This is a genomic window from Paenibacillus sp. cl123 (assembly GCF_900101595.1).
Taxonomy (GTDB): Bacteria; Bacillota; Bacilli; order Paenibacillales; family NBRC-103111; genus Paenibacillus_G.
On record NZ_FMYY01000006.1, the window covers coordinates 210,681 to 233,115 of the forward strand.

Consider the following 22,435-nt stretch of genomic DNA (forward strand, 5'->3'; position numbering starts at 1 on the left):
GGTCAATAGGAGGCCGGAAAGCCGGAGAGCCTATGGGGAGTTGGACACAGCGAATAGAAACCCCGACCGGCCGCGGGCTGCGCGTTATGCGCCGGATTTCCGGGGCTATGTGGCAAACAGGCGACCGGGGAATGGCCCGGTCGCCGGCTCGGGAGCTTATGATCCCCGCGAGTCTAGTCCTCCCGCTGGGGCTTAGGTTCGATCTGTATATGGTCTGCGCTCAAGGTTACCGAATCGATCTCGATGCCTTGGCGGGCCAGGCTGGAGCGGATGAGCCCTTCATCCCCCGAAGGAAACACGTAGGTCGGCCGCTGCTCGCTGCGCTGCAGCAGCTGCTCGGCGACCTGCAGCAGCTTCTCCATGGAGAACGGCTTGCGCAGGTAGGTTTCCCCTTCCTTCTCCCGGTAATCGAGAGGGGGGTCCATGGCGGACGAGACGATGACCGGCGTCCGGTGCAGCTTGGGGTGGCGGTACAGCTCGGCGATGAAATCCCAGCCGCTCTTGGCCCCTTCGAGCCCGATGTCCACGATGCACAGCCGGGGCGGCGTTTGGGGATGGCTCTCCAGCGCGAGCAGCCCCTCCTCGGCGGAACGCAGATGGACGGTCGGCAGCTGCAGTTTCTGCAAGCCCACCTGAATCAGCTTGGCGAGGTTGTCGTCATCCTCAAGAAGCAGGATGCCATGATTCGGATTCATGCCGCGATAGGCGCTGAGCGTTACGGTAAATACGCTCCCCTGGCCCATAACCGATTCGAAATCGATCGTTCCTTGATGGGCCTCTACGATCTCGCGGACGATCGACAGGCCAAGCCCTGTCCCGCCGATCTGGCGCCGGTCGGAATTGTCGACGCGGTAAAATTTGGAGAACAGCTTGTCCCTCGCTTCCTCCGGGATGCCGAGTCCGTAATCCTGCACGCGGAAGCGGACGTGGTCGCCGTCGGCCTCGAGGAAGACATCCACCTGACTGGCATTCGGCGAGTACTTGATGGCGTTGCTGAGCAAGTTATGCGCCACCTGCATCAGGCGGTCGGCATCGGCGCGAACCCAGACTTCCTGCTCGGGCAGGTGCAGGCGGATCGTGTGGCTCTGCCTGCTGCTCCATTGCCCGGCGGCTTCCCGTATCAGCTCGCCCAGCTCCAGCGGAAGCAGCCGGTATTCCTGCTTGCCGGCTTCCATCCGCTGCAGGTCGAGAAAGTCGTTGATCAGCGTGGATAGACGGGTTGCTTCTTTATAGACCGTTTGCAGATATCTCTGCTGCTTCTCCGGCGTCAGCTGGCGGTGCAGCAAAATTTCGATGAAGCCAAGCACGCTGGCCAGCGGGGTCCGGAGCTCGTGAGAGACGATGCTGATGAATTCATTTTTCAACTCGTCGATTTTCTCTTCCTCCGTCCGGTCGCGGAACACAAACAGGTATCCTTGCTCTTGCTGGAGCGCGGAGTCGCCGACCTTGGTGGCGTAAAGCTCCACGTATCGCGATTGCTCGCCGGACGCGAGGGGAAAGCGCTCCGAGAAACGGTCCAGTTTGCCGGCGAGCAGCTCCTCGAAGGAGGCAAGCGCCTGGCGTCCGGCGTCCGACCCGGCGAGCATATGCCGGCTCAGGTCCAGAAGAGGCGCGCCTACGGGATGCTCCATGCCGGACAGCTCGAGCATCCGATGGTTCGCGAACATAATGCGGCCGCGATTATCGCACATCACCATGCCCTCGTGGGTCGATTGCAAAATGTTGCCGATCACATCGCTCTGCTCCTGAATCAGCTGCTTCTCCTGCAGCAGCTGCAAGTTGAGCTGCTCCAGCCGCGCGGTTTGCCTGTTCCGGGCTTCGTTGGCCTGCTGGACCATGAAGGCAAGGCTGAACTGGCGGATGAGCCCTTGCGCAATTCTGGCCCGATGCTCGAAGGAGGTCGTCTGGTAGCCGGTCAGCATCAGGAAGCCGACGCTCTCCTGTTGTTCGTCGAGCAAAGGGAAATAATAGTCGACCGCTCTGTCGATGCCTTGGTGGAAGCCGCACTCCGCTTCGGAGGGCTGCCGGACGGACTCCAGCATCCGCTTCTCTTCAAGCACGCGGCGAGCGGTCCCGTAAAGCTCGCTCTGCCGGACGGCCGTCAGCTTGGACGGATAGCCGATCGAGAAGACCGGCTCGAAGACCGGTTCATCGGCTTCCGCGGGATTGTCTTCCGTGCCCGACACCCGCTCTCCGGCGGCGCGGCTTAGCACGAGCATCGCCGAATCCAGCTGAAGCGTCTCTAGCAGGGCGGGAATCGAGTCGCGGAGGAAGGCCTCCAGGCGGGCCGAGCCGCTCAGCTTCTCCTGGTACATGCTGATCGCCTCCAGCTCGCGTTCCCGCGCGGACAGCTTCTCGAGCGTGACTTCCTGTTCCTCCTGCTGGGCGATAATTTCCTCATTCTGAATTTCGAGGTTTTCTGCCATATACCGGTAGGTTTCCTCACTTTTGCGCAGCGCGCTCTCGGCCCGGCTGGCCCGAATGAAGATCAGGACGGACAATACGCCGACGGCAAGGGCGAGTAAGCCTCCGACACCGATGATCAATCTGGCCAGCAGCTCCGCCTGATGAGCCGATTGGCGCGCGTCAGTCGCCATCTTGTCAATCTCGTCCTTCAGCTCCTGCTGGACCAGCCGGAAGCTGTCCATATAAGCTTTGCCGGTCGAGACCAGGTTCAGTGCTTTCTCTCGCTGCCCGTTGTCGAACAGGTTAATCTGATTGGCGTAATGGCTCTCCATCTGCGAAATAAGCGGCAGAGCCTTGTCGGTCATTAGCTCGCGGAGCCGCGGATAGGACTGTCCGAACTCGGTCATGCCGGCCAAGTCGATTTGCAGCTTGCTTTTGCCCCGGTGGTACGGCTCCAGGAATGTTTCGTCCCCGGACAGCTCGTAGCCGCGCAGGCCGGTTTCCATGTTGATCAGGTCGATGAGCAGGCTGTCCGCGAGATCGTTCATCGGGATGATGGAGTCAACCAGACTGTTTATTTTGCCCTCCGTATTGGACGAGGCAACGAAGCTCGACAGACTGATGAGGACGAGCAGGACGACCAGGATGATCGGATAAACGATGGACGTGCGGGAATGCGATGCTTTCATAAGGAGGACCATCCTAACTCAATTTAAGTATTAATTCTCTTTTATTCGACAAATGGAGAAATGAATCCTTTTTACCCTAAAGATCGGTTTAGTTTTAGTGAGTGCCGATCTGCTGCAGTGCCTGTGGAAGATTTGGCAGCGCTGCCCGAATTCGAACAATCTGGTTAAGGCGTTAGGAGGAACAAATCATGATAAATTCGGAGTCTGCTTCTGCCGCCCAGGTCCCTGCTGCTGCGGAGATTTCCCCCTATTTCCAGCCGATTCTGTCCCTGCAGACGCAGCATATCATCGGCTATGAAGCGTTGGGGCGGCATGTGGCGGGCGGAGTCGTACGCAGTCTGGGCCCCTTTTTCCAGCAAAGCGGATTGCCTGACGAACGGCTGGTGAAGGTAGACCGGTTGATCCGGGAGCAGGCGATTGCAGCTATGGCCCGGGCGCCGGGAGAAGAGCGTCTGTTTCTGAACCTGAAGCCGTCATGGATCTATCGGAAAGCCAGACGGGTCAGCGAGCTGCCCACGCTGCAGATGGCCGAGCGCCATGGGCTCGATCCGTCGCGGATCGTGGTGGAAATAACCGAGGAGCCATTCTCAGGGAAGCTGGAGGAGCTGTCGGAGATGATCGGCTTATACCGGGAAGCGGGCTGCACGATCGCGATCGACGATATCGGCAGCGGTCACAGCAATTATGACCGTATCGCCTCCTTGCAGCCCCATATTCTAAAGATCGACTTGAAGCTGATGAAGAAGGGGGCCAGGCACGAGGGCTACCACGCGCTGTTGAACTCCTTTTCCATTCTGGCTGCGCAGATGGGCGCTTCCATGCTGGTGGAAGGCGTCGAGACGAAGGAGGATTTGCATTATGCGTTAAAAGTGGGCGCGAGGTACGTGCAGGGTTTTCTGTTCTCGCCGGCGGAGGCCGAGCTGCAGCGCAAGGAAGCTTACGAGCCGCTGCTGCGCGAGCATATCGCGCTCTACACGCACGGCGAATTGGAGCGCCACCGGGCGTTGTTCTCGGCGGCAAGCGGCTTGCGGACGCTGCTCTCGGCCCGGTCAGGAGCCCGGACGCCCGCAGAGGCGGATGCGCTGCTGCAGACCTTGTCCGGCCATGTGGACAAGAATGTCGTGCGGATGTACATATGCCGGGAAGAGGGCTTCCAGGTGTCGTCGAACTATACCCGGAATCCGGACGGCAGCTGGCGCCGGGATGCCGCTTACGAGGGGTCGAACTGGATCTGGCGGCCGTACTTCATTCCCACTGTGCTGCAGATGAAGCATGGGGGGCAAGGCTGCCTGTCACAGCCGTACACGGACCTTGAAACCTCGCGTTCCATGCAGACGTATTCGGAGCCGCTGGGGGAGGCGCATTACATATTTTTTGATCTGGAGATTGATTTGGCGGGCGGGTGAAGACAAACTGGAAATACAGCCTGGCCGGGGGGCCAGGCTTTTGCGGCTGCGGGCAAGCGGCAGCCGGATGCCGCGACTGCTTGTTGGGAGTGGAGGCGGCAAGTATGTGTCGCGGGTTGCGCGCCGTGAGGGAAGGCGGCGAGTGCTGCGTAAGGCGTCGCGACTGCGTGCTGTGAGTGCGGACGACAAGTGCTGTCCGTTGCATCATACCAAGGGCAAGCATCTGAGCCGCCGGGCGGCTACAGATGCGATCCCCCGCTGGCGTCGATGCATTGGCCGGTAATCCAGCGGCTGGCGGGAGAGGCCAGGAAGACGGCAATATCGGCTATATCGGCGGGTTCTCCCCAGCGGCCGAAGACTGAGAAGCCGGCCGCCGATTGGCGCGCCGCAGGGTTATGCAGCGCGGCCGCATTCATATCCGTGGCGACGAATCCGGGCTGGATCGCATTGATCGTAATGCCGCGCGGGCCGAGCTGTGGAGCCAAGGCGAGCGTTAGCGCGTCGATGGCTCCCTTGGACATGCTGTATGCGGGAATGCCGGGCAAGGACACCCGAGTGACGAATGACGACAGATTAACGATGCGGCCGCCGTCCCGCAGCCGGGGAAGAGCCTCCCGAATCAGGAAAAAGGGAGCTTTCACATTGATGGCGATGACCTCATCGAAGGCGGCTTCCGTCGTTTCCTCGATGGAGGCGACAAGGCCGATTCCGGCATTGTTGACCAGAATATCGAAGGAAGCGCCGTCCGTATACTGCTTCAACGCTTCATCGAAGGCGGCGTAGAGAGCTTGTATGCCGTCGGCGGAGCCGAGATCGGCTTCTACGGAAAATGCCTTCCCTCCGTTCTGCTGGATCTCGCGAACGACTTCTTCGGCAGCGGTCCGGTTTTTGCCGAAATGAACGGCTACCGCGGCGCCTTCTTGCGCCAATCGTCCCGCGATGGCCCGCCCAATCCCCCGGCTTGCTCCTGTAACCAGCGCGATCTTGCCTTGCAGCGTTTTCATTGTCGTATCAGCTCCTTTTTTTAGTTCATTTCTGTTGTACCACAGGAGAAATTTTGAAATGTTGCTTTCTCATTCGGGGGAAGGAGCGTGCCTAAGGTACGGTTCACGCTTGCTGTTGCGGGGAAAGCGGGGAAAGCGGGGCTTGGGCCGGGGGGCATGCATGAGAGCTGTATTTTTGTCGAGAAGCTTGCTTTTGCGAAAGCCTCGCTGCAAAAAAAAGAACCGTTCTGCCACCCGTCGGGTGATGGAACGGTTCTTGCCGTTGCCGCTGCATGAGCAGCAGCTGGTATGCGGAGCAAGAAGGGAGTCCGGTGGCTGGCTTGGCCGCCGCTTCCGGCGCCCGGCCTTAGGCAGCCCGATTTGCCGGGCAGCTCCGGTTATACGGGCTGGATGTACGCGGTACGGCGCTTGTTCTTCGGCCGCCCGGTCAGCCGGGGGCAGCTCAGGTTGCCCGGCTGATGAAGGCGGGATGGCGCTCGCCTTTCGGCCTCCCAGTCTGCGTGGAGGGCCGCCCGTGCTCGCCAGCTTTTCCCCTGCGCAGGCAACGGGAAGAAGCTTATGGCAGGCTCTGCTTGAAGGAACCGTGGCTCGGCTCAGTCAACCCACTCGCTCCTTAAGGCGAACAGATCCTTCAGATCGCTGGTGGACAGCTCTGTGATCCATTGCTCGCCGGTGCCGACGATCTGTTGGCTTAAGCCGAGCTTGCGGTCGATCATCTCATCGATGCGCTCCTCCAGCGTGCCGAGCGTCACGAATTTGTGCACCTGCACATGGCGGGTCTGTCCGATGCGGAACGCCCGGTCGGTCGCCTGATTTTCAACAGCCGGATTCCACCAGCGGTCGAAATGAAAGACGTGGTTGGCCGCCGTCAGATTCAGCCCTGTCCCGCCGGCCTTGAGCGACAGAAGGAAAATGCCGGCATTGTCCGCATCGGCGGCATCGCCTTCTTGAAACGCATCGATCATCCGGTCCCGTTCCGCCTTGACGGTGCCGCCGTGCAGGAACGGAATTTTACCCCCGAATTCCTCGGTCAGCGCTCTTTGCAGCAGATGGCCGGTCTCCACGAATTGGGTGAAGATCAAGCATTTGTCGCCCTCCTGGCGCAGCTCCTGCACCATCTCCAGCAGCCGCTCCACTTTGTTGGACCGCTGCCGCCAGTCCAGCCGCGCCTGAGCGGCATTGCCGAGCCCGCCGGCGAGTCCGGGGTGATTGCAGATTTGCTTCAGCTTGGTTAGCGCAGCCAATATAAGCCCCCGCCGCTCCATCGTCGACAGCTTGTCGAGCCGCTCGAACATATCGCGGATATAGGTTTCGTATAAGGTTGCCTGCTCCGCGGTCAGGGAAATATACGACTTGTATTCGTATTTATCCGGCAGATCGAGCTGGATGGAAGGGTCCTTCTTCACGCGCCGCAGCAGGAACGGGCGGATGAGACGCTGCACCTTGCCGATCAGCTCCGCGTCCTGCGTCCGCTCGATCGCATTGACGTACCGCTGGGTAAAGTCGCGCAAGGTGCCCAGATAGCCGGGATTCAGGAAATCGAAGATGGACCAGAGCTCCGTCAGCCGGTTTTCGATAGGCGTTCCCGTCAGTGCGATCCGATGACGTCCCTTCAGATTGCGGATCGAGGAGGATTGCTTCGTATAGGCATTCTTGATGTTTTGGGCTTCGTCAAGACAGATCGCTTCCCACTCGATCGCCGCCAGCTCCGCTTCGTCCAGATGGGATAGCGTATAGGTCGTCAGCACGATATCGCAGGCGCTGGCCGCTGCGGCGAAGGCTTCGCCTTTGGTCCGGTTCGGACCGTAATGCAGATGCACCCGCAGATTCGGAGCGAAGCGCTGCAGCTCCTTCTGCCAGTTGCCCAGCACGGAGGTCGGACAGACGAGCAGCGAAGGGCTTCCGTGTCCAGGCGCTCCCTGTTTGAGCGGCCCAGTATCGTTCTCTGCGGCTTCTTTCGCCATATGGCCGTATCCCGTCGTCGGCAAGCGGCCAGCCCCGGCTGCCCGCCCGTCCGCTGCGCTTTGGTCCGCCTCGGCTTCGCCTGCGGGGTTGCCGGATTGCTCGCGCAGATGGAGCAGATAAGTGATCATCTGGATCGTCTTTCCGAGGCCCATGTCATCGGCCAGACAGCCGCCAAGCCCGCATTGCCGCAGGAAGAGCAGCCAGGAGATGCCCTCCAGCTGATAGGGACGCAGCGTCCCGCGGAAGGAGGCCGGAGGCTCCAGCAGAGGCGGACGCTTCGTATGGTTCAACAGCTCGACCAGCTCCTGCAGATGCTCGTTCAGCTCGACCTCCATCTGCAGGGAACGATGGAAGTCCAAATCCTCCTCGCCCTCGGAGGAGCCGAGCAGGTGCAGCTCCAGCACGTCCCTGAGCGTGAGGCCCTGCTTTTTCTGCACCTGCTTCATCACCTGCTGCAGCTGGTCGAGATGGGCGGGATCAAGCTGAACCCACTGCCCGCGGATCTGGACCAGCTTGCGGTTCTGCGCCAGCAGCTCGCGGAATTCTGCTTCGGTCAGCTCCAGGTCGCCCAGCGCGATTTTCCAGTCGAAGCGCATCAGCTGATTCAATCCGAGCGTGGACCCGGGGCCTGTGCCGACGGACGATTTGATCTTGGCCTTGAGCCGCGGCTTCCACTTGCGGATACGCTCCCACCAGGCCGGCAGAAAGACCGAATAGCCGGCTTCCATCAGCCTCAGGCTGCCCTGGGTCAGCAGCAGCCATGCTTCGTCCTGCGTCAGGCCGCTGCGCAGCCTGCCGTCTTCTTCGTCTGCGAGCCACGGCGCCATCCGGGTCCATTTGTCCGTATCCCGGACGGCGCGGAGAATATGGGGCCGCCACTCCGCGGGCAGCTTCTCCATATCCGGGGCAGCCGCTGCATCCGCAGTTCCCGTCGTGTTCGCCGCCGCCGCATCTGCGCCGCCTGCGGGAGCGCCCGTCTCTGCGCCGGCCCCTGGCACCCTTGTCTCTACAGCGTAAGCCGGCGCTCCTGTTTCCGCACCACGAGGCGGAGCACCTGCCTCCGCACCACGAGGCGGCACGCCGGCCTCGCCCGGTTCAAGCTCCGCTTCCGCCCAGCTCCGAACAGCGGCGGCCGGCAGCTCAATGAGCTTCTCCTTGTCTGCGCGGTCCTGAAGGACGATGCGCAGCGGCCACTCCCCGCCGGCCGCCGCCGCTTCTTCCAGCTTCAGACAGGTGCGGAACGGCGTGCCGTCCGACTGCCATCCGATGGAGACCAGCCAGTCTTCCTCATCCATCCAAACGTCGGTGTCCGCTGTCTGTCCCCCGCGGCGGAACAACGGAAAGGACCGCTCCAGACGCTTCAGGTGCTCCCGCATAACGCCGTCGGACTCGATCCACAGCGGGATAAGCCGCTCCATCCATTGCCGGGCCAGCGCAGATGCGGCCCAGACTGCGGCGCGCTCCGGCAGCTCCAGCTTCCAGCCGAGCTCGCCTGCTTTCCATTTGGCGAAATCGGGCATGAAGCGTCCCGCCGCGAGCGCGTCGCGCACCGGAGCGGCGAGCCTTGTGAGCAGGGCAAAGTCGGTGTCCGGCGTGAGCTTCTGATGCTGAACCATCGCGGGAGCCGCCAAGTAATGCAAGGCCTCCAGCGCAGGCAGGAACAATCCTTCTACTCCGGCCGCTTCCGTCACTTCGATGAAGGCGCCGTAGAAGGAGGGCGCATGCCAAGCGAACATCCAGTCCTTCAGCGCGTAAGCGTCGCAGATTCCATTATTGTAGCGCGTCCCCCAGATGAAGAAGCCGTCCTGCTGCGCCCATCGTATATGCACGCGAATCGCGGTCGTATCGATCATGGAATCCATTTTCCCCTCCGAAGCTCCTCCTGCAGCGCGCGCAGTCTGGCATGCTTGCTGGCCAGCCGGAACATGTAGTCTTCCCAGACGACCTGCCGCTGCAGCTTGGAGTAGATGCCGTGCAATTTTTTCAGCAGCTTCATCGCATGCTGGTAGGCGGTCCGGTTTTTCTCCGCTATGCATCTCTCCACCGCCTGATGGTACAAAGGAAGCGTCAGCGACGGATCATGCTTCTCGGCCGCAGCCAGGTCCGGCCCGTACAGGTCCAGCGGAGACACGCGGCTCGCCAGCTGCAGATCGACCCACGCCTGGTAACGCCCGGACTTCATCAAGTAAGTTGTGTAGAAGCTGTAGGTTCTCGGCAGCAGCGCCACCATCACTTCCACCCACTCGCTGTCGTCTCCCGTCTGCTGCTGGACCGCTTCGATCCAGTAGTGGCAGAACTGCCGCAGGTCCTCCTGCTGGGCCCGCTGCATCAAGGGCAGCAGCCAGCGCAGCCAAGCGAGCATCCGCGGCCAGTTCCTTTCCGCATAGCAGTCATGCAGGTAAAGAAAAAAGTCGCGCGGCTCCTTGCGGGACAGCTGATCCAGCTTCTCCCGGGCGGCTTCATCCCCGGCTTCCAGCAGGTCGAAGTGGGCCTCGGCCAGCAGCAAAGCGTCCTTGCGCCGCGTGCCTGTCTCTGGAGCCTGCTGCAGCTTCCGTATCCGCAGACGCTCGGTCTGAATCCAGCGCTCTTCGGAGGCCATGCGCCACCAGATCCCGCGATACACCGTCGACCAGGACAGCGGCGAATCCTTGCCGGTGAGCGCTTCTTCACCGATCAGGGCCAGTGTTTCCTTCCAGTAGGCCGGGTAAGTTTTGGCAATCCCGGTCACATTCATGCGGGGGAGTCGCTGCTGGAATTCTTCATGGCATTGTCTGGCTACGGCCTTGCAGCCCGTCTCGATGTAATAGGACATATACGAGTTTTGCGTATCGGCATAAAAATGCTCAATTTTTCGCATGACGAACAGCAAAATATGGAAATCGTACAGCTGCCGGAGCTTCTGCTCCCAGTCTTCGCCGTACGGAGTCAGCAGCGTTTGCGCGCTGGTGTAGAACTGCTCGATCGATTGCTGCTGATTCAAGGAAAATCCGTAAAACTGCTGATCGAAAAACCGCTGCCATCGGCTCGGCGGCTGTTCCGGCGTCGGCGGCTCCAGCCGCTCCTGCTGTTTTTTCTCTGCGATGCGGTTCGACTGCCGCGTCTGCTGCTGCCGGTTGCGCACGAGGATGGCCTGCTTCAGCTGCTGCAGCATCAGCTCGGGCCTGCCGTAAGGCACGTACAGCGCGAATATGACCGCGGCCTTGTGCTGGCAGTACTCGCCTTCCGTACAGCTGCACTCGCTGCGCCCGGCGGACTCCAGATCGAGGATGACCTCGAAGGTTTTAGCGGCTCGCACCAGCGCGTGTACCTCCAGCCCGTGCTTCAGCTCGATCTCCTCGACGCGCCGCTTGTGGAAGCAGTCCCATCCGGCTTCAATCTGATCCGCATCAAAGTGGTCGCGCAGATACCGGGCCAACATCGTTATTCGATTTTTCGGGATCTGCAGCTTGAGCATGTGTTGCCCTCCGCTCGTTTTGTCTATCCTTATAGTGTACCAGATTTTGCATATGAATGCGCGGGCCCTGACAGGCGCGCCTGCCGCAGCCGGATTCTGGCAGCGGTCCGGTTGCGGCTGCGGCGGATTTGCAGGTACAATGAAGGCAATATATCCGGTTTCGGCCAAGGGAGGATGGATAAGCTATGGGAGTTAAGTTCGGTCGGGAATACAAGGACATTATCGGGGATTTTACGGAAGCGCTTCAAGCGGTGGACGGCTGTCACGAATTTCTGGAGATGGAGGAAGCGGACTGGGCGGAGCTGGCGCCCGAAGATAGGACTGCATGTATGCAGACGCTGGCGGACGATCTGTTCTACGGACTAGGGACGGAGTCGTCCATGAGCGTGGGGGATTGCCAGGTGACGCATGACGCGAAGCGGCATCTGATCCGGCTGGATCGCGGAGATTCCTTTACTAGAGTGATCCATCTGGTGTAAATAACCCCGCTGGGGAAAGGGGGACGGTTGCGATGAGAAGCAAGCTGACGGAAGAAGCCGCAGCGGCCCTGCTTGCCGCAAGGCCGGGCTGGCTCCAAGACGAGGGAGACAGCCGCTGGATCTCGAAGCGGTACCGGTTCGGATCATTTCCCGAAGCGGTCGCCTTCGTCGGCGAAGTGGCGCGGATCGCCGAGGAGGAGGAGCATCATCCGCTGATCGCGATCGATTACAAGGTCGTCACCCTGCGGCTGACGACCTGGAGCGCAGGCGGGCTCACCCGGCTGGACTTTACCGTCGCCGAGCGGTTCGATGAGGCTTTTGCCGTTATGCGGCCGTAGAGGGGCCTCCGCATCCAGATACGGACTCCTGAGCGGGCAAGCCCGGGGGCTGCACCAATTCCCCGTACATGCTAGATAGCCGCCGCCTGCTTATTGCCCGGCGTCCTGCAGCAGCTGAAGCACCCGGTCACGCAGGAAGTCGGGCAGCTCTCGGGCTAATGCCTGCTGCAGACGATGCCGCGCCGGGCCACCGTGCCGGGTCCAGTAGCGGGCGATGCGCTCGGCCTTGGCCATCCGTCCGGGAATCAAGCTGTACAGCACGTACCAGTCCTCGAGCGCAGATAGCGGGATATCCGTTGCGGCGCCGCTGTCCCCGTCTGGCAAGCGAAAGGTTTCGTCTGCTTCCTCCGCATGCCAGTCCAGCCGGTATACGCCTTGCTCGTGGCGGATGCCGAATAAGCTCATCATATCCACGCCTGTCCCGTTGATCGAGCAGCGGGCATAATAGGCGGTGCAGAAGGGCTCCCGGGGCTCCATGGCAGTGAATGCTCCGAGGGGCTTCAGCGCGTCATGGGCCCTTTCTGCGTCTTCGGCGGCGACAAGCAGGTCCAGATCATTTACCTGATCGGCCAAGTCGTACAGCGCGAGCAGCGCTGAACCGCCAAGCGCCCATTCGACCTTTGCGGAATGCAGCCGGGAGGCGATCAGCCTCAGCGTTTCCCGGTGCTCGTTGAACATGCTGCGACAGCTCCTTTATTTATCGTGTTGGCCATGCTCTATTCCGACCATACCATACAATGAAATTCAGCCTCACCGGTCGGCGTCATCCGCTCGTACGTGTCTGTGATGACGAAGCCTGCTCGCCGGTAGGCGCGTATAGCCCGCTTATTCCACGTCAGCACCTCGAGGTCGATCTCATCCTCCGGCTTCATCCTCCGCGCTTCGGCAGCGATGGCCCGGACGAATTCCGCTCCGCTTCCCTGGCCGCAGGCGTCCGGCCGCATCCCCAGACCCAAACGCGTCACCGCAGCCATCGGGAAAAATTGCGCAAACCCGCACAGTCCGCCCTGTGCGTCGAGCACGGCCCGATACTGCTCCTCGCGCAGCTGAGGGTCGCCAAATTCTTGCTGAAGGGAGGCCATCAGCTCCCAAGGCTGCCAGGCGTAGATGTCGTACGGGGGCTCGTAGCGCCACTCGCAGATGTCCCGGCAATGCTCCAGCAGAAGCGGAGCTATGCGGAACGGAGAGGATTGCCCGCAGTCGGTGCGGTTTTGCTCCGTTTCCGCCAGGCGGCTTGTATGGGTACCGGATAAGCTTGTCCGGCGGTCGTTTGCGCGTTTGTCTGTCATATGGCAGCAACCCTCCTTGTCCCGGATGAACCGGGCCGAAAGCCCAAAGGAGCTTGGGCTGACTTTCGCCACAGCGTCGTTCCGGTGTATACTGGTAACTATACAGCAAATCATCCCGGTAAAGGAAGTGACTGGATTTGTCGCATGTGGTCAGTCAGGAATGGTTATTCGAGCATGGCACCGACGATCATATCGTGATTGTCGACTGCCGCTTTGCATTGGGGAATCCGACAAGCGGAAGGAAGGACTACGAAGCTGACCATATTCCCGGAGCGTTCTATCTCGATCTGGAGGAAGACCTGTCCGCTCCCAAGGCTGCGCACGGCGGGCGTCACCCGCTGCCTGACGTGGAGAAGCTGGCTGCGAAGCTTGGGGCTATCGGGGTAGACGCGGGGGCATTCGTCGTGGCTTACGACGATCAGGGCGGCGCGATGGCTTCCCGCTTGTGGTGGCTGCTCGCCTACATGGGGCATGAGCGCGCTGCGATTTTGGACGGAGGCTACACGAGATGGAAGGAAGCGGGCTACCCGGTAACCGACGAGCCGCCGGTAGAACGTGCGGCCGAGTTCCGGCCGCGGCTGCGCCCGGAGCTGGTGCTGTCCATGGACGACGTAAAGCAGCGGCTGGGCCGCCCGGGAACCGTGCTGATCGACTCACGGGAGCCTCGCCGCTACGCTGGTCTGGAGGAAGCGATCGATCCGGTCGCCGGCCATATTCCCGGCGCGAAGAACCGCTTCTGGAAGGATGGGCTGACCGAGGGTGGTCTATGGCGTCCTGCCGCCGAGCAGGCGGACCGGTTCGCCGATCTGAAGGAGGCGGAGGAGATCGTCGTGTACTGCGGGTCCGGCGTCACCGCCTGCCCGAATGTGCTGGCGCTTCAGCAGGCAGGCTTCGGCAATGTCAAGCTGTATGCGGGAAGCTGGAGCGACTGGGTTTCGTACAGCGAGAACCCGGTGGCGACAGGGGAAGAGTAAGGCGTAAGGCCGCGCCGGACGCGGGTTTGAGGGTTGTGACAGGTTGCTGGGAAGCAGGCTGTTGCGGCCCTTTTTTTGGCTTTCGTCCGACAGCTTGCACACAGGAAGCTGGAGAATGCAGCTGCAGGAACCGCGCAGCCGGCCATAAAAACAGTCCGCACAGAGCACAAAATAACAGGATGGACGGTAACATTATCATTATAATTTTCATTAGGAGCTGGGCTATATGGCAATGGTCGAATCTTTGCAAAGAGCGATAGACTATATGGAAGAACATTTACTGGAGCCTATTACAATTGAAGAAATATCCAGGCAAGCCAATGTCTCTCCCTTTCACTTTCAACGCACATTTACGATTTTGACGGATGTCACCGTCGGGGAATACCTTCGGCGACGTCGACTGACTTTGGCAGCGCAAGAGTTATCCACTACAGATTGCAAAATCATCGACCTTGCTTACAAATATGGCTACGACACTCCTGAGGCTTTCTCCAAAGCTTTTCGTAAACAGCATGGCGTCACCCCGAGTGAAGTACGAAAAGGGGCGGGGAGGCTGCAATCTTATAACCGCCTGACAATTCAGGTCAGTTTGAAAGGAGCGGAACCCATGAAATATCGGATTGTTGAGAGAGATGTTTTCCAAGTAGTTGGCGTAAAACGTGAATGTCCATGCGGCGAAGAAGCTAAAGGTCCAGGTATTGCCGGATTTTGGGGTGAAGCCCACGGAAATGGAACGGTCGACAAGCTGATTCCACTAATGAACGGAGAAATTAAAGGTTTATTAGGGATTACCGACAATTATAATGCTGAAAAGAGCACGATTGATTATTGGATTGCTGCAGAGCATGCCGGGGAGGTTTCAAGCGGTTTAGAGAGCATTCAAATTCCCGCCTCTAAATGGGCCGTTTTTGAAGTGCGGGGACATGCCCCGACTGCGATGGTAAATGCGTGGAGGCAGATTTATTCAGAATGGGTCCCGTCGAACGGGTATGAGCTCGCTGAAATTGCAGCCATTGAAGCGTATATTGACCCGGATCCCTATAGTCAGGATTCGTTGAATGAAATATGGCTGGCCATAAAATAACTATTAGAGCCGGGTTTCCTTACCGGGTAAGGGAGTCCGGCTTTTCTTTCCGTACACCCGTAGCTTTTCCACCCTCCGAGCGCTAGCATGCTTCACTTGCTCTTTGTTGACGTTCCATTCGGCTTCACCCGCCCACAGATGAAGATTCACCTTGGTATTTAAGAAAGATTTTGGCGGGAAAGTTTCGTCATGGTATATTTATGGAGCAGGAACTTGCGGAAAAATGATCGAACGCTCTATAAAACCGACGAGGAACGTGATAGGGATATGGTTAAAGCAGTGGATAGTCCCTCTTAAAATACAAACATTTTAGGAGGGTGAAAAATGAATTTCAATTTGATTGATACGGATCGCTGGGCCAGAAAATCATATTTCGAACACTATTTGAATCAGGTCCGCTGCACGTACAGCATGACGGCCGACATTGACATTACTTTGCTGCGAACGGAACTAAAGCGGCAGGGAATTAAGTTATACCCCGCTTTGATCCATATGATTACGACAGTGGTGAATCGCTACTGTGAATTTCGAACTTGTTTCGATTCGGAGGGCCGGTTGGGCTACTGGGATCATATGTCTCCCAGCTTCACCATATTTCACGAGGAGGACAGAACCTTTTCCAGCATATGGACGCCGTACAGCGAGGAGTTTATGACATTTTATGTTCGGTATCTTCACCAGACGGAAACCTACAAGAATGCCGGGCAGTTATTCCCCGATCCCCATGAACCGCCCAACACGTTCCCGATTTCCAGCATTCCCTGGGTTGCCTTTACGGGGTTTAACCTGAACATTTACACCGAAGGGACTTACTTGCTACCCATATTTACGATTGGGAAATACCATAGCCGGGACAATACAATACGGCTGCCTTTATCGGCGCAGTTCCATCATGCGGTTTGCGACGGCTATCACGCCGGCTTGTTATTTAACGAGCTTCAAGAAATGGCGGATGGTTGTATGGAATGGTTAGAAGGAGCCGGATCGAACGCATAATACCATGTAACAGGCTGGAGCAGCCGTAATCCGGCAGCGACTGAGACGAGTAAGAGGCGAAGGGCCGCAGCGCAAGCTGTTGGCTCCGCCTTGTATTTCTATCGCATGGAGGAGCGATGAATATGGCGCGTGCTTTATTTATAAATGGCGGATCAGAGGGACATATCAATCCGACGATTGGTGTGGTGAAAGAGCTTATTTCCCGAGGGGAAGAGGTCGTCTACTTCTGCATAGAAGCTTTTCGGGAGCGCATGGAGGAGACGGGAGCAACCGTACGAACATTTGACGGTCAAAAATTTATAAAAGCTTTTATCTCCGGAGGAAGGGACCATTTGCTCGAAAGAGTCAACGGCCTGCTGCTTACGGCCGATATCGTGATACCAAGCGTGCTGGAGCAGATCAGAGGAGAGCAGTTTGATTATATGATTCATGATTCCATGTTTGGCTGCGGGCGTTTGCTTGCGCAACTGCTCAAGCTTCCGGCCGTCAGCTCGTGCAGTTCTTTTGCGGAGACCCCGGGCTCCTTCGAGCAGATGCTTGAACCATTTTACACTCAGGTTCCAGCAGAAGTTGCCGCACCTATACGTGATCATTTTCAAAGTCTGACGGCCATGATCAAGGAGAAATATGGGGCGGAGGTTCATTCTCCCTATGAAGTATTTTGCAATCCGGCGCCGCTTACCATCGTGTATACGACAAGAGAGTTTCAACCTGGCGGAGAAGCTTTCGACCAAACTTACAAGTTTGTAGGTCCGTCCATCTCTGCGCGATCTGGTTGGGCGGATTTTGACTTCGAAGCGATCAAGGAGAAAAAAACCGTTTATATCTCACTGGGGACCGTCTTTAACCAGGCCCGTGATTTTTATAAATTATGTTTTGAGGCATTTGGGAACACGGATTATACGGTTGTCATGTCAGTAGGCAATAAAGTCCAAATCGGCGACCTGGGGGAACTCCCTGGAAATTTCATCGTAAAAAGTTATGTCCCGCAAATCGATGTCTTGCCGTGCGCGGAGCTATTTATTACCCATGGGGGAATGAACAGTGCCCATGAAGGTCTCTACTACGGGGTTCCGCTCATTGTCATCCCGCAAAGCGCGGATCAGCCGAACATTGCGAGGCAAGTCGCCAATCTCGGAGCAGGCGTTACCTTGCACATGCAAAGCTTGACTGCAGATCAGCTAAGAGGGACCGCCGATCATGTTCTAAGCCTCCCGGCTTTCAAGACAGCTGCGGCAGCTGTGGGGGAGTCCTTCCGACAGTCAGGCGGGTATATGCAAGCGGTCGATGAGATTTTCGAATTTAAAAGGCAATGTCAGATCAAGTAATGCAAGGGGCTGCGATAGATTGCCGGTTGGCAAGTCTGTTGCAGCCCTCTTTGGCGTTCTCGCTGCTTCGACCCGCGGGGGTCTGAAACAACCTGACATCTATCCTGAAATCAGGCCGGAAGGAGTAGAGGTGAAGCCATTTTCATATCGCTGTTGCGCTGCGGCGAGACTGACCTACTCATCAGCAGTGGCTAAAGCCGCTTTAAGTTCGTTTAACCGTTCGGCTGCCTCCGTCACTTCCTCAAGCTCTTGAGCAGTTGGCGATTAGGCCCCAGAAGGGCAGTTCCTAAAAATGGCATGGATACATACTAGTCTATAAAAAAAATCAATATAAGTCTATTTATTTTTTTGTGTAAGTTGTATGTTAGATAAGCGACCGCGGCGCAAATAAAGATCCTTGAAGGGAGCAGTCTTGCATGATTACGCTCAGAAAAATTACGCTGGAAAACCGGCGTGCCATATTTAACCTGGAGGTTTCTGAAGATCAGCGCCGCTTCGTTGCATCCAATCTGTCCAGCGTGGCTTCGTGTTACGTCCTGACGACCAATGGGGGACATCCGTTTCCATTTGCCATCTATGCGGATGAACAGCCGGTCGGATTTGTGATGATTACTTATCGCATCACCGGGTACGAACTTCCGGCAATCGCAGAGGACAGCTATTGCATTCTGCGGCTGATGATCGACAAGCACCATCAGAACAGGGGTTATGGCCGGGAAGCCATGAAGAAAATCCTGCAGTTTATCCGCACCTCTCCGGCAGGACCTGCTTATTGCTGCTGGATTCCTTACAAGCCTGAGAATGTGGCGGCCAAAAGGCTTTATGAAAGCTTCGGCTTCCGCGACAGCGGCGAAATCGTAGAAAACGAATCGGTAACCGTATTGCGACTCTGAAAGACTGAAGGAGTCCTTATGATTATTGCTAAATTTCCGCAGCGAGCGGGTAAGCTTCAAGGAGAGGGTGGGGAGGGCTTGAACATTGAACAAGTGACTACAAGGCTGGATAGCGTTCGCTTTATCGTTCAGGAGATGATTACTTCCATTGGTTCCGAGACCCGGAAACAAGCGGCTTCTGTTCATTTGTACGGGGTATCGGCCTTTGCTTCGCTGCTGGCGAAGAAACGCGGACTGGATCAAGAGCCCGCAGCGATCGCGGGGCTGCTTCATCATTACTACTTTTACAAAACGGGTATTCATGAGTTCCCCGGACCCAACAGCTCCGAGGCCGTGAGGCCGCTGTTACGGGATATGAAGACTTTTTCAGGAGAAGAGCAGATGACGATGCTAAAGGCGATCTTTTATCAGGAGGACGGCAGCCGGGTTCATGGACCGTATGAGGAAATCGTCAAGGATGCCTGCATGCTGCAAGCTTATTTTCAACATACGGGATGCAGCTTTCCGCCGCCGAATGCCTTCAGACTGCGACGGGTGCTGCATGAGTTGGGGATTCCGGCAGAGTTACCGGCCGAGTTACTGGCAGAGTTACCGGCAGAGAGCCGTAACCTCAGCGCAGTCGAGGAAGGTCCGCACAGGGGGACGGACAGACGCGCTAAGTTAGCGGATATCGCGGAGGCTTTGGCGGGATCGAAAGTAGTGGGAGTGCCGGGAGACCGGCGTTACCGGGAAATCTGCCAATATTGGCCGGATGCGGCCATATACAAGGAGCTGCAGAACAGCTGGTGCGCCGCATTTGTCTATCATTGCTGCTGGCAGGCCGGATTTCGGCTGCCGATTCGCTACCCGAACGGCATATGCCGGTTGGCCGGTGTAGGCGCCTGGCTGGAGTGGGCCGAGCGGCCTGAAACGGGTTTTCTTTATGAGGACGGCCAAGAGGGATTTGTTCCGCAGCGCGGGGATATCGTCATTTATGAGAAGCTGCTTTCCGATGACCCGCATGACCATATTGGAGTTGTCTTAGCTTGCAGGGAGGAGGACCTAGTAGTCGCTGAGGGCAACAGAGACAATGAGAACTACTCCAGCGTATTCGCCAGAGACCGGCGGCACTGCGTCCGCGGTTATATTCGGATCGATAACGGCTACCGGTTTGATGCCAAGGAGTTCCAGCCTCTCGTATAAAGGAGAAGGATATCAAACAAGACCAGGCTGCGCGTATTCAGCATGCTATCAGACTCATTTATACGATTTTTCGTATAATTTTTATCCCTTTGGCTGCCGGTCGAGCGTATCTGCTACGATATTCCGCACAAATCTTGTCTTTGTGGCCGCCAGCAGGGTGCAGGTATACGTTTTTTCGTATAAACCCTATACGCTGACCGCCAATCGGGCACATGTTATACGGTTTTTCGAGTACAGCTACAAGCTGCTGCTTGAATGGCCCCATCTAAGGCCGACCTGAGCAGTAACCGTGTTCATCCATCCCATTCTATAAGGCGTAGGCAAGGGCGTCCCTGCTGCAAAACAACGGAGAACAGGCTGCCAACATAGCGCTTGCAGCCTGTTTTCCCTTCTGACATACTATCCTGCTCCGATCGAAAAAGCTTCCGCCGGCGGCTTGGATCGTTGACCGCTTGGCGGCGTCCGCTACAGCATTTTGACTCTGCCCTTAAATCGCTCGAGATGTCGGCCGTTCGCCTCGTCGCCGCCGGACGCGTTGCCGCTCGTCCAGATGGGCGGCTGCACGCCGTCCTGAACCAGCAACTCCACTGTCTCCGCCACCAACGCATTCAGCAGGAAGGAGTTGGCGAAGGTCGAGACGGCGGCAACCTTCTGGTCCAGCCCGTCAATCCCGACAATGGCATCGCCTACCGGCACCTTGCTGTCCAAGACGGTATCCGCTAGATCATGCAGATTGCGCTTGGACGGATGGCGCGCAGGATGATTGGCCGGAGTGGATGAAGCGTGTTCGACGGAAGTGACGGCAATCGTGCGAATTCCGCGCCGCTTCGCCCGGCTTCGGCTGTAACAAGCATGAGGGGGGCGCTTTGCGTCCGCTCCGTCTGTACACTAATTGATTTAAATAAATATTCATAATAAAGTATATTTATTCGAAGGGCGAATTTTACTGGCTGGAGGTGTCGTCCGTGAACTTGCTGGATATAGAAGACTTAACTACGCATCATATTGAAGAAATTTTCAATTTAGCCGATCGAGTGAGGGCAGGGCAGCAGCAGCATTTACTAAAAGACCGAACGTTTCTGTTGTTTTTCCCCGAAACAAGTTTGAGAACTCGCGTAACTTTCGAACGGGGCATACAGGATTTAGGTGGCCGAAGTATCCTGTTTCCTCCGCAGGCTCTGGATCGGAAAGAAAGTCTGGAAGATATTATCCGGTATATGGAAAACTGGGCGGATGGAGCCATCGTCAGGCATGCCGATTTTTCAAAAGTGAAGGAGCTTGCCGCACATGCTTCCATCCCCATTATCAACGCCATGACTGCTTATAACCACCCATGCGAGATTTTATCGGACTTATACGCGATAAGTAAACTGAGAAAAGATTACCGGGACCTGGTCTACACTTTTGTCGGACCAAGGGGCAATATAGCACGAACCTGGATGCAAGCGGCGAAGGTCATGAATCTCAAATTCCACCACGTTTGTACGGAAGGCAATAAGCTGGAGCAAGAAACTCCGAACTATATCTTTCACACCGATCTGGAGAGCGTTTTGGCTGACAGCGATGTCGTTCTTACCGACTCTTTACCGAGTGGATATGTGACAGAACCGTATATCCGCAGCTATCAGATGACGTTGGATCGTATGAAGCTGGCCAAGGAAGGGGCCATGATCAATCCGTGTCCTCCATTTTACCGGCATGAAGAAGTAAGCGAAGATGTCATCTCTTCCTCGTATTTTGTCGGGTATGAATTCAAGAAAACTTTAGTGGACGTCCAACAGGCGATTATTCTTTTTTGTCTTGCCGAGCATTGAGAGGATCGCTTTTGCAGGGCATGACGCCGGCCGCCTCGCCGCTCGCTCCAACCCGCCGGACCCCACAGCCTGAGACACTTTTATCCATAGCCTGTACGGCTTGTTGACAGGACGGCTAGTGGTGCCCCATAATCGAAGTGTCACCAAACAGTGTCCTATCATAGGATCAACCTGAACGTAGGAGGGGGTGTTATGAGCGAGCGCGACCAGTTGCGTGATGTGTTTGGCGCGATTGCCGATCCGACCAGACGCCAGCTCATTCATCTGTTAGCCGAGGCGGAAGAGCTGCCGCTTCATGAATTGACGCCACAGTTTCAAATGGGCCGCACGGCGGTATCCAAGCATCTGGCCATCCTTAAGGAAGCCGGGCTGGTGCTTGACAGGAAAGTCGGCAGGGAAACGCGATACAGGCTGAACGCCGCGCCGCTCCAAGATATACAAAATTGGGTGGCTTTCTATGGGAAATTCCGGGGGATGGCGGAATCCAAGCCTTCATCTAAATAAATTAAGAAACAGGAGGCCCCGGCATGGCAGCTTCTAATAAAAAGTTAAAAGTTTGTGACAAGGGTCATCAATTTTATAAAAGCAGCGACTGTCCTTCCTGTCCGATCTGCGAGCAAGAACGCAAGCCTGCTGACGGATTTCTTGCGCTGCTAGCAGCCCCGGCAAGACGAGCGTTGGAGCATCATGGCATATCCACGGTGGAGCATCTCTCCGCCTGCACGGAAAAAGAGATCATGGATCTGCACGGGATGGGACCCAAATCTTTGCCTGTACTTAGGGCGGCGTTGGAGGAGAGGGGATTATCGTTCCGAACATAGCCTAGAGTGCTTGTCCGAAAAATCGGATGAAATATGCCCGATAGGCGGTCAACCTAGAGGATTTATACGGAAAAACGAATACATTTGTCCTACCAGCGGTTACAAGTATGGGGTTTATGCGAAAAGCCGTATAGATACGCTCTGTTGGCGCTTAAAAGGATAAGGTTTATAAGGTAAATCGTATAAGCTGGCCTGATTGCTTGGCGAATACGCGCAGTCCAGCTCCTCGTTTAATTTCTGCAAGAGGGACTGGAGTTCTTAACATGATTTTGAAAAATCTTCCACGAAGGTTTGCCTAAGCAGTCTCGATTAA

General features: G+C 57.1%; 21 protein-coding genes. 14 read left to right on the forward strand and 7 right to left on the reverse strand.

Annotation, left to right across the window (positions count from 1 at the left end):
- Positions 1–173 precede the first annotated feature (173 nt).
- Positions 174–3,095, reverse strand: a complete 2,922-nt coding sequence (locus BLR08_RS12905) for an ATP-binding protein (protein WP_072329619.1) — start codon at positions 3,093–3,095, stop codon at positions 174–176.
- 188 nt (positions 3,096–3,283) lie between these two features.
- Here BLR08_RS12905 and BLR08_RS12910 point away from each other — a divergent pair, with 188 nt between their 5' ends.
- On the forward strand, positions 3,284–4,501 hold the full coding sequence (locus BLR08_RS12910; RefSeq protein WP_072329620.1) for an EAL domain-containing protein: 1,218 nt from the start codon (positions 3,284–3,286) through the stop codon (positions 4,499–4,501).
- A 239-nt stretch (positions 4,502–4,740) separates the two neighbouring features.
- On the opposite strand, the gene BLR08_RS12915 is transcribed toward BLR08_RS12910, so the two are convergent.
- The gene (locus BLR08_RS12915; protein WP_072329621.1) at positions 4,741–5,505 is read right to left on the reverse strand and encodes an SDR family oxidoreductase; all 765 of its coding nucleotides are present in this window, start codon (positions 5,503–5,505) and stop codon (positions 4,741–4,743) included.
- An 87-nt stretch (positions 5,506–5,592) separates the two neighbouring features.
- Here BLR08_RS12915 and BLR08_RS12920 point away from each other — a divergent pair, with 87 nt between their 5' ends.
- Together BLR08_RS12920 and BLR08_RS31115 are read left to right on the forward strand one after the other, a co-directional pair.
- Positions 5,593–5,781 carry a hypothetical protein gene (locus BLR08_RS12920; RefSeq protein ID WP_072329622.1) on the forward strand — a complete coding sequence of 63 codons (189 nt, stop codon included), beginning with the start codon at positions 5,593–5,595 and terminating at the stop codon, positions 5,779–5,781.
- Between the two features lie 12 nt (positions 5,782–5,793).
- Positions 5,794–5,964, forward strand: a complete 171-nt coding sequence (locus tag BLR08_RS31115; protein WP_176835508.1) for a hypothetical protein — start codon at positions 5,794–5,796, stop codon at positions 5,962–5,964.
- Positions 5,965–6,098: 134 nt separating this feature from the next.
- Here the strand turns inward: BLR08_RS31115 and BLR08_RS31685 are convergent, their stop codons facing one another.
- Both BLR08_RS31685 and BLR08_RS12935 read right to left on the reverse strand, forming a co-directional pair.
- The gene (locus tag BLR08_RS31685; RefSeq protein ID WP_083536987.1) at positions 6,099–9,332 is read right to left on the reverse strand and encodes a DEAD/DEAH box helicase; all 3,234 of its coding nucleotides are present in this window, start codon (positions 9,330–9,332) and stop codon (positions 6,099–6,101) included.
- Positions 9,320–10,924: a hypothetical protein gene (locus BLR08_RS12935; RefSeq protein ID WP_072329623.1), complete on the reverse strand. Its 1,605-nt coding sequence runs from the start codon at positions 10,922–10,924 to the stop codon at positions 9,320–9,322. The genes BLR08_RS31685 and BLR08_RS12935 overlap by 13 nt, the downstream gene beginning before the upstream one ends.
- 185 nt (positions 10,925–11,109) lie before the next feature.
- Here BLR08_RS12935 and BLR08_RS12940 point away from each other — a divergent pair, with 185 nt between their 5' ends.
- Together BLR08_RS12940 and BLR08_RS12945 are read left to right on the forward strand one after the other, a co-directional pair.
- Complete coding sequence (locus tag BLR08_RS12940) at positions 11,110–11,403, forward strand: hypothetical protein (protein WP_072329624.1); 294 nt, start codon at positions 11,110–11,112, stop codon at positions 11,401–11,403.
- Between the two features lie 32 nt (positions 11,404–11,435).
- Positions 11,436–11,741 (forward strand): 4a-hydroxytetrahydrobiopterin dehydratase, encoded by a 306-nt coding sequence (locus tag BLR08_RS12945; RefSeq protein ID WP_072329625.1) that lies wholly within the window; start codon positions 11,436–11,438, stop codon positions 11,739–11,741.
- A gap of 90 nt (positions 11,742–11,831) precedes the next feature.
- Here the strand turns inward: BLR08_RS12945 and BLR08_RS12950 are convergent, their stop codons facing one another.
- Together BLR08_RS12950 and BLR08_RS12955 are read right to left on the reverse strand one after the other, a co-directional pair.
- Positions 11,832–12,419 carry a nucleotidyltransferase family protein gene (locus BLR08_RS12950; RefSeq protein WP_072329626.1) on the reverse strand — a complete coding sequence of 196 codons (588 nt, stop codon included), beginning with the start codon at positions 12,417–12,419 and terminating at the stop codon, positions 11,832–11,834.
- A gap of 38 nt (positions 12,420–12,457) precedes the next feature.
- Positions 12,458–13,030, reverse strand: coding sequence for a GNAT family N-acetyltransferase (locus BLR08_RS12955; RefSeq protein WP_083536990.1), 573 nt, complete (start codon positions 13,028–13,030; stop codon positions 12,458–12,460).
- A 137-nt stretch (positions 13,031–13,167) separates the two neighbouring features.
- Here BLR08_RS12955 and BLR08_RS12960 point away from each other — a divergent pair, with 137 nt between their 5' ends.
- The 6 genes from BLR08_RS12960 (at position 13,168) to BLR08_RS12985 (ending at position 19,487) form a co-directional block, all read left to right on the forward strand.
- Positions 13,168–14,004 (forward strand): sulfurtransferase, encoded by an 837-nt coding sequence (locus BLR08_RS12960; RefSeq protein ID WP_072329627.1) that lies wholly within the window; start codon positions 13,168–13,170, stop codon positions 14,002–14,004.
- Between the two features lie 226 nt (positions 14,005–14,230).
- Positions 14,231–15,088: an AraC family transcriptional regulator gene (locus BLR08_RS12965; RefSeq protein WP_072329628.1), complete on the forward strand. Its 858-nt coding sequence runs from the start codon at positions 14,231–14,233 to the stop codon at positions 15,086–15,088.
- A gap of 324 nt (positions 15,089–15,412) precedes the next feature.
- Positions 15,413–16,084 (forward strand): type A chloramphenicol O-acetyltransferase, encoded by a 672-nt coding sequence (gene catA, locus BLR08_RS12970; RefSeq protein ID WP_072329629.1) that lies wholly within the window; start codon positions 15,413–15,415, stop codon positions 16,082–16,084.
- 122 nt (positions 16,085–16,206) lie between these two features.
- The gene (locus BLR08_RS12975) at positions 16,207–17,412 is read left to right on the forward strand and encodes a macrolide family glycosyltransferase (protein ID WP_072329630.1); all 1,206 of its coding nucleotides are present in this window, start codon (positions 16,207–16,209) and stop codon (positions 17,410–17,412) included.
- Between the two features lie 416 nt (positions 17,413–17,828).
- Positions 17,829–18,305, forward strand: coding sequence for a GNAT family N-acetyltransferase (locus tag BLR08_RS12980; RefSeq protein ID WP_072329631.1), 477 nt, complete (start codon positions 17,829–17,831; stop codon positions 18,303–18,305).
- A 78-nt stretch (positions 18,306–18,383) separates the two neighbouring features.
- Positions 18,384–19,487: a CHAP domain-containing protein gene (locus BLR08_RS12985; protein ID WP_256257543.1), complete on the forward strand. Its 1,104-nt coding sequence runs from the start codon at positions 18,384–18,386 to the stop codon at positions 19,485–19,487.
- Positions 19,488–19,952: 465 nt separating this feature from the next.
- Here BLR08_RS12985 and BLR08_RS12990 read toward each other — a convergent pair whose 3' ends face one another.
- A complete protein-coding gene (locus tag BLR08_RS12990; protein ID WP_143014369.1) occupies positions 19,953–20,183 on the reverse strand; it encodes a phosphoheptose isomerase family protein in 231 nt (76 codons plus the stop codon).
- 269 nt (positions 20,184–20,452) lie between these two features.
- Between BLR08_RS12990 and BLR08_RS12995 the strand changes: the two genes are divergently transcribed.
- The 3 genes from BLR08_RS12995 to BLR08_RS13005 all read left to right on the forward strand — a co-directional run bounded on the left by BLR08_RS12995 (position 20,453) and on the right by BLR08_RS13005 (position 22,122).
- Positions 20,453–21,301: an ornithine carbamoyltransferase gene (locus tag BLR08_RS12995; RefSeq protein WP_072329633.1), complete on the forward strand. Its 849-nt coding sequence runs from the start codon at positions 20,453–20,455 to the stop codon at positions 21,299–21,301.
- A 192-nt stretch (positions 21,302–21,493) separates the two neighbouring features.
- A complete protein-coding gene (locus BLR08_RS13000; RefSeq protein WP_072329634.1) occupies positions 21,494–21,805 on the forward strand; it encodes an ArsR/SmtB family transcription factor in 312 nt (103 codons plus the stop codon).
- A 23-nt stretch (positions 21,806–21,828) separates the two neighbouring features.
- Positions 21,829–22,122 (forward strand): helix-hairpin-helix domain-containing protein, encoded by a 294-nt coding sequence (locus BLR08_RS13005; RefSeq protein WP_072329635.1) that lies wholly within the window; start codon positions 21,829–21,831, stop codon positions 22,120–22,122.
- The last annotated feature ends 313 nt before the right edge of the window (positions 22,123–22,435 follow it).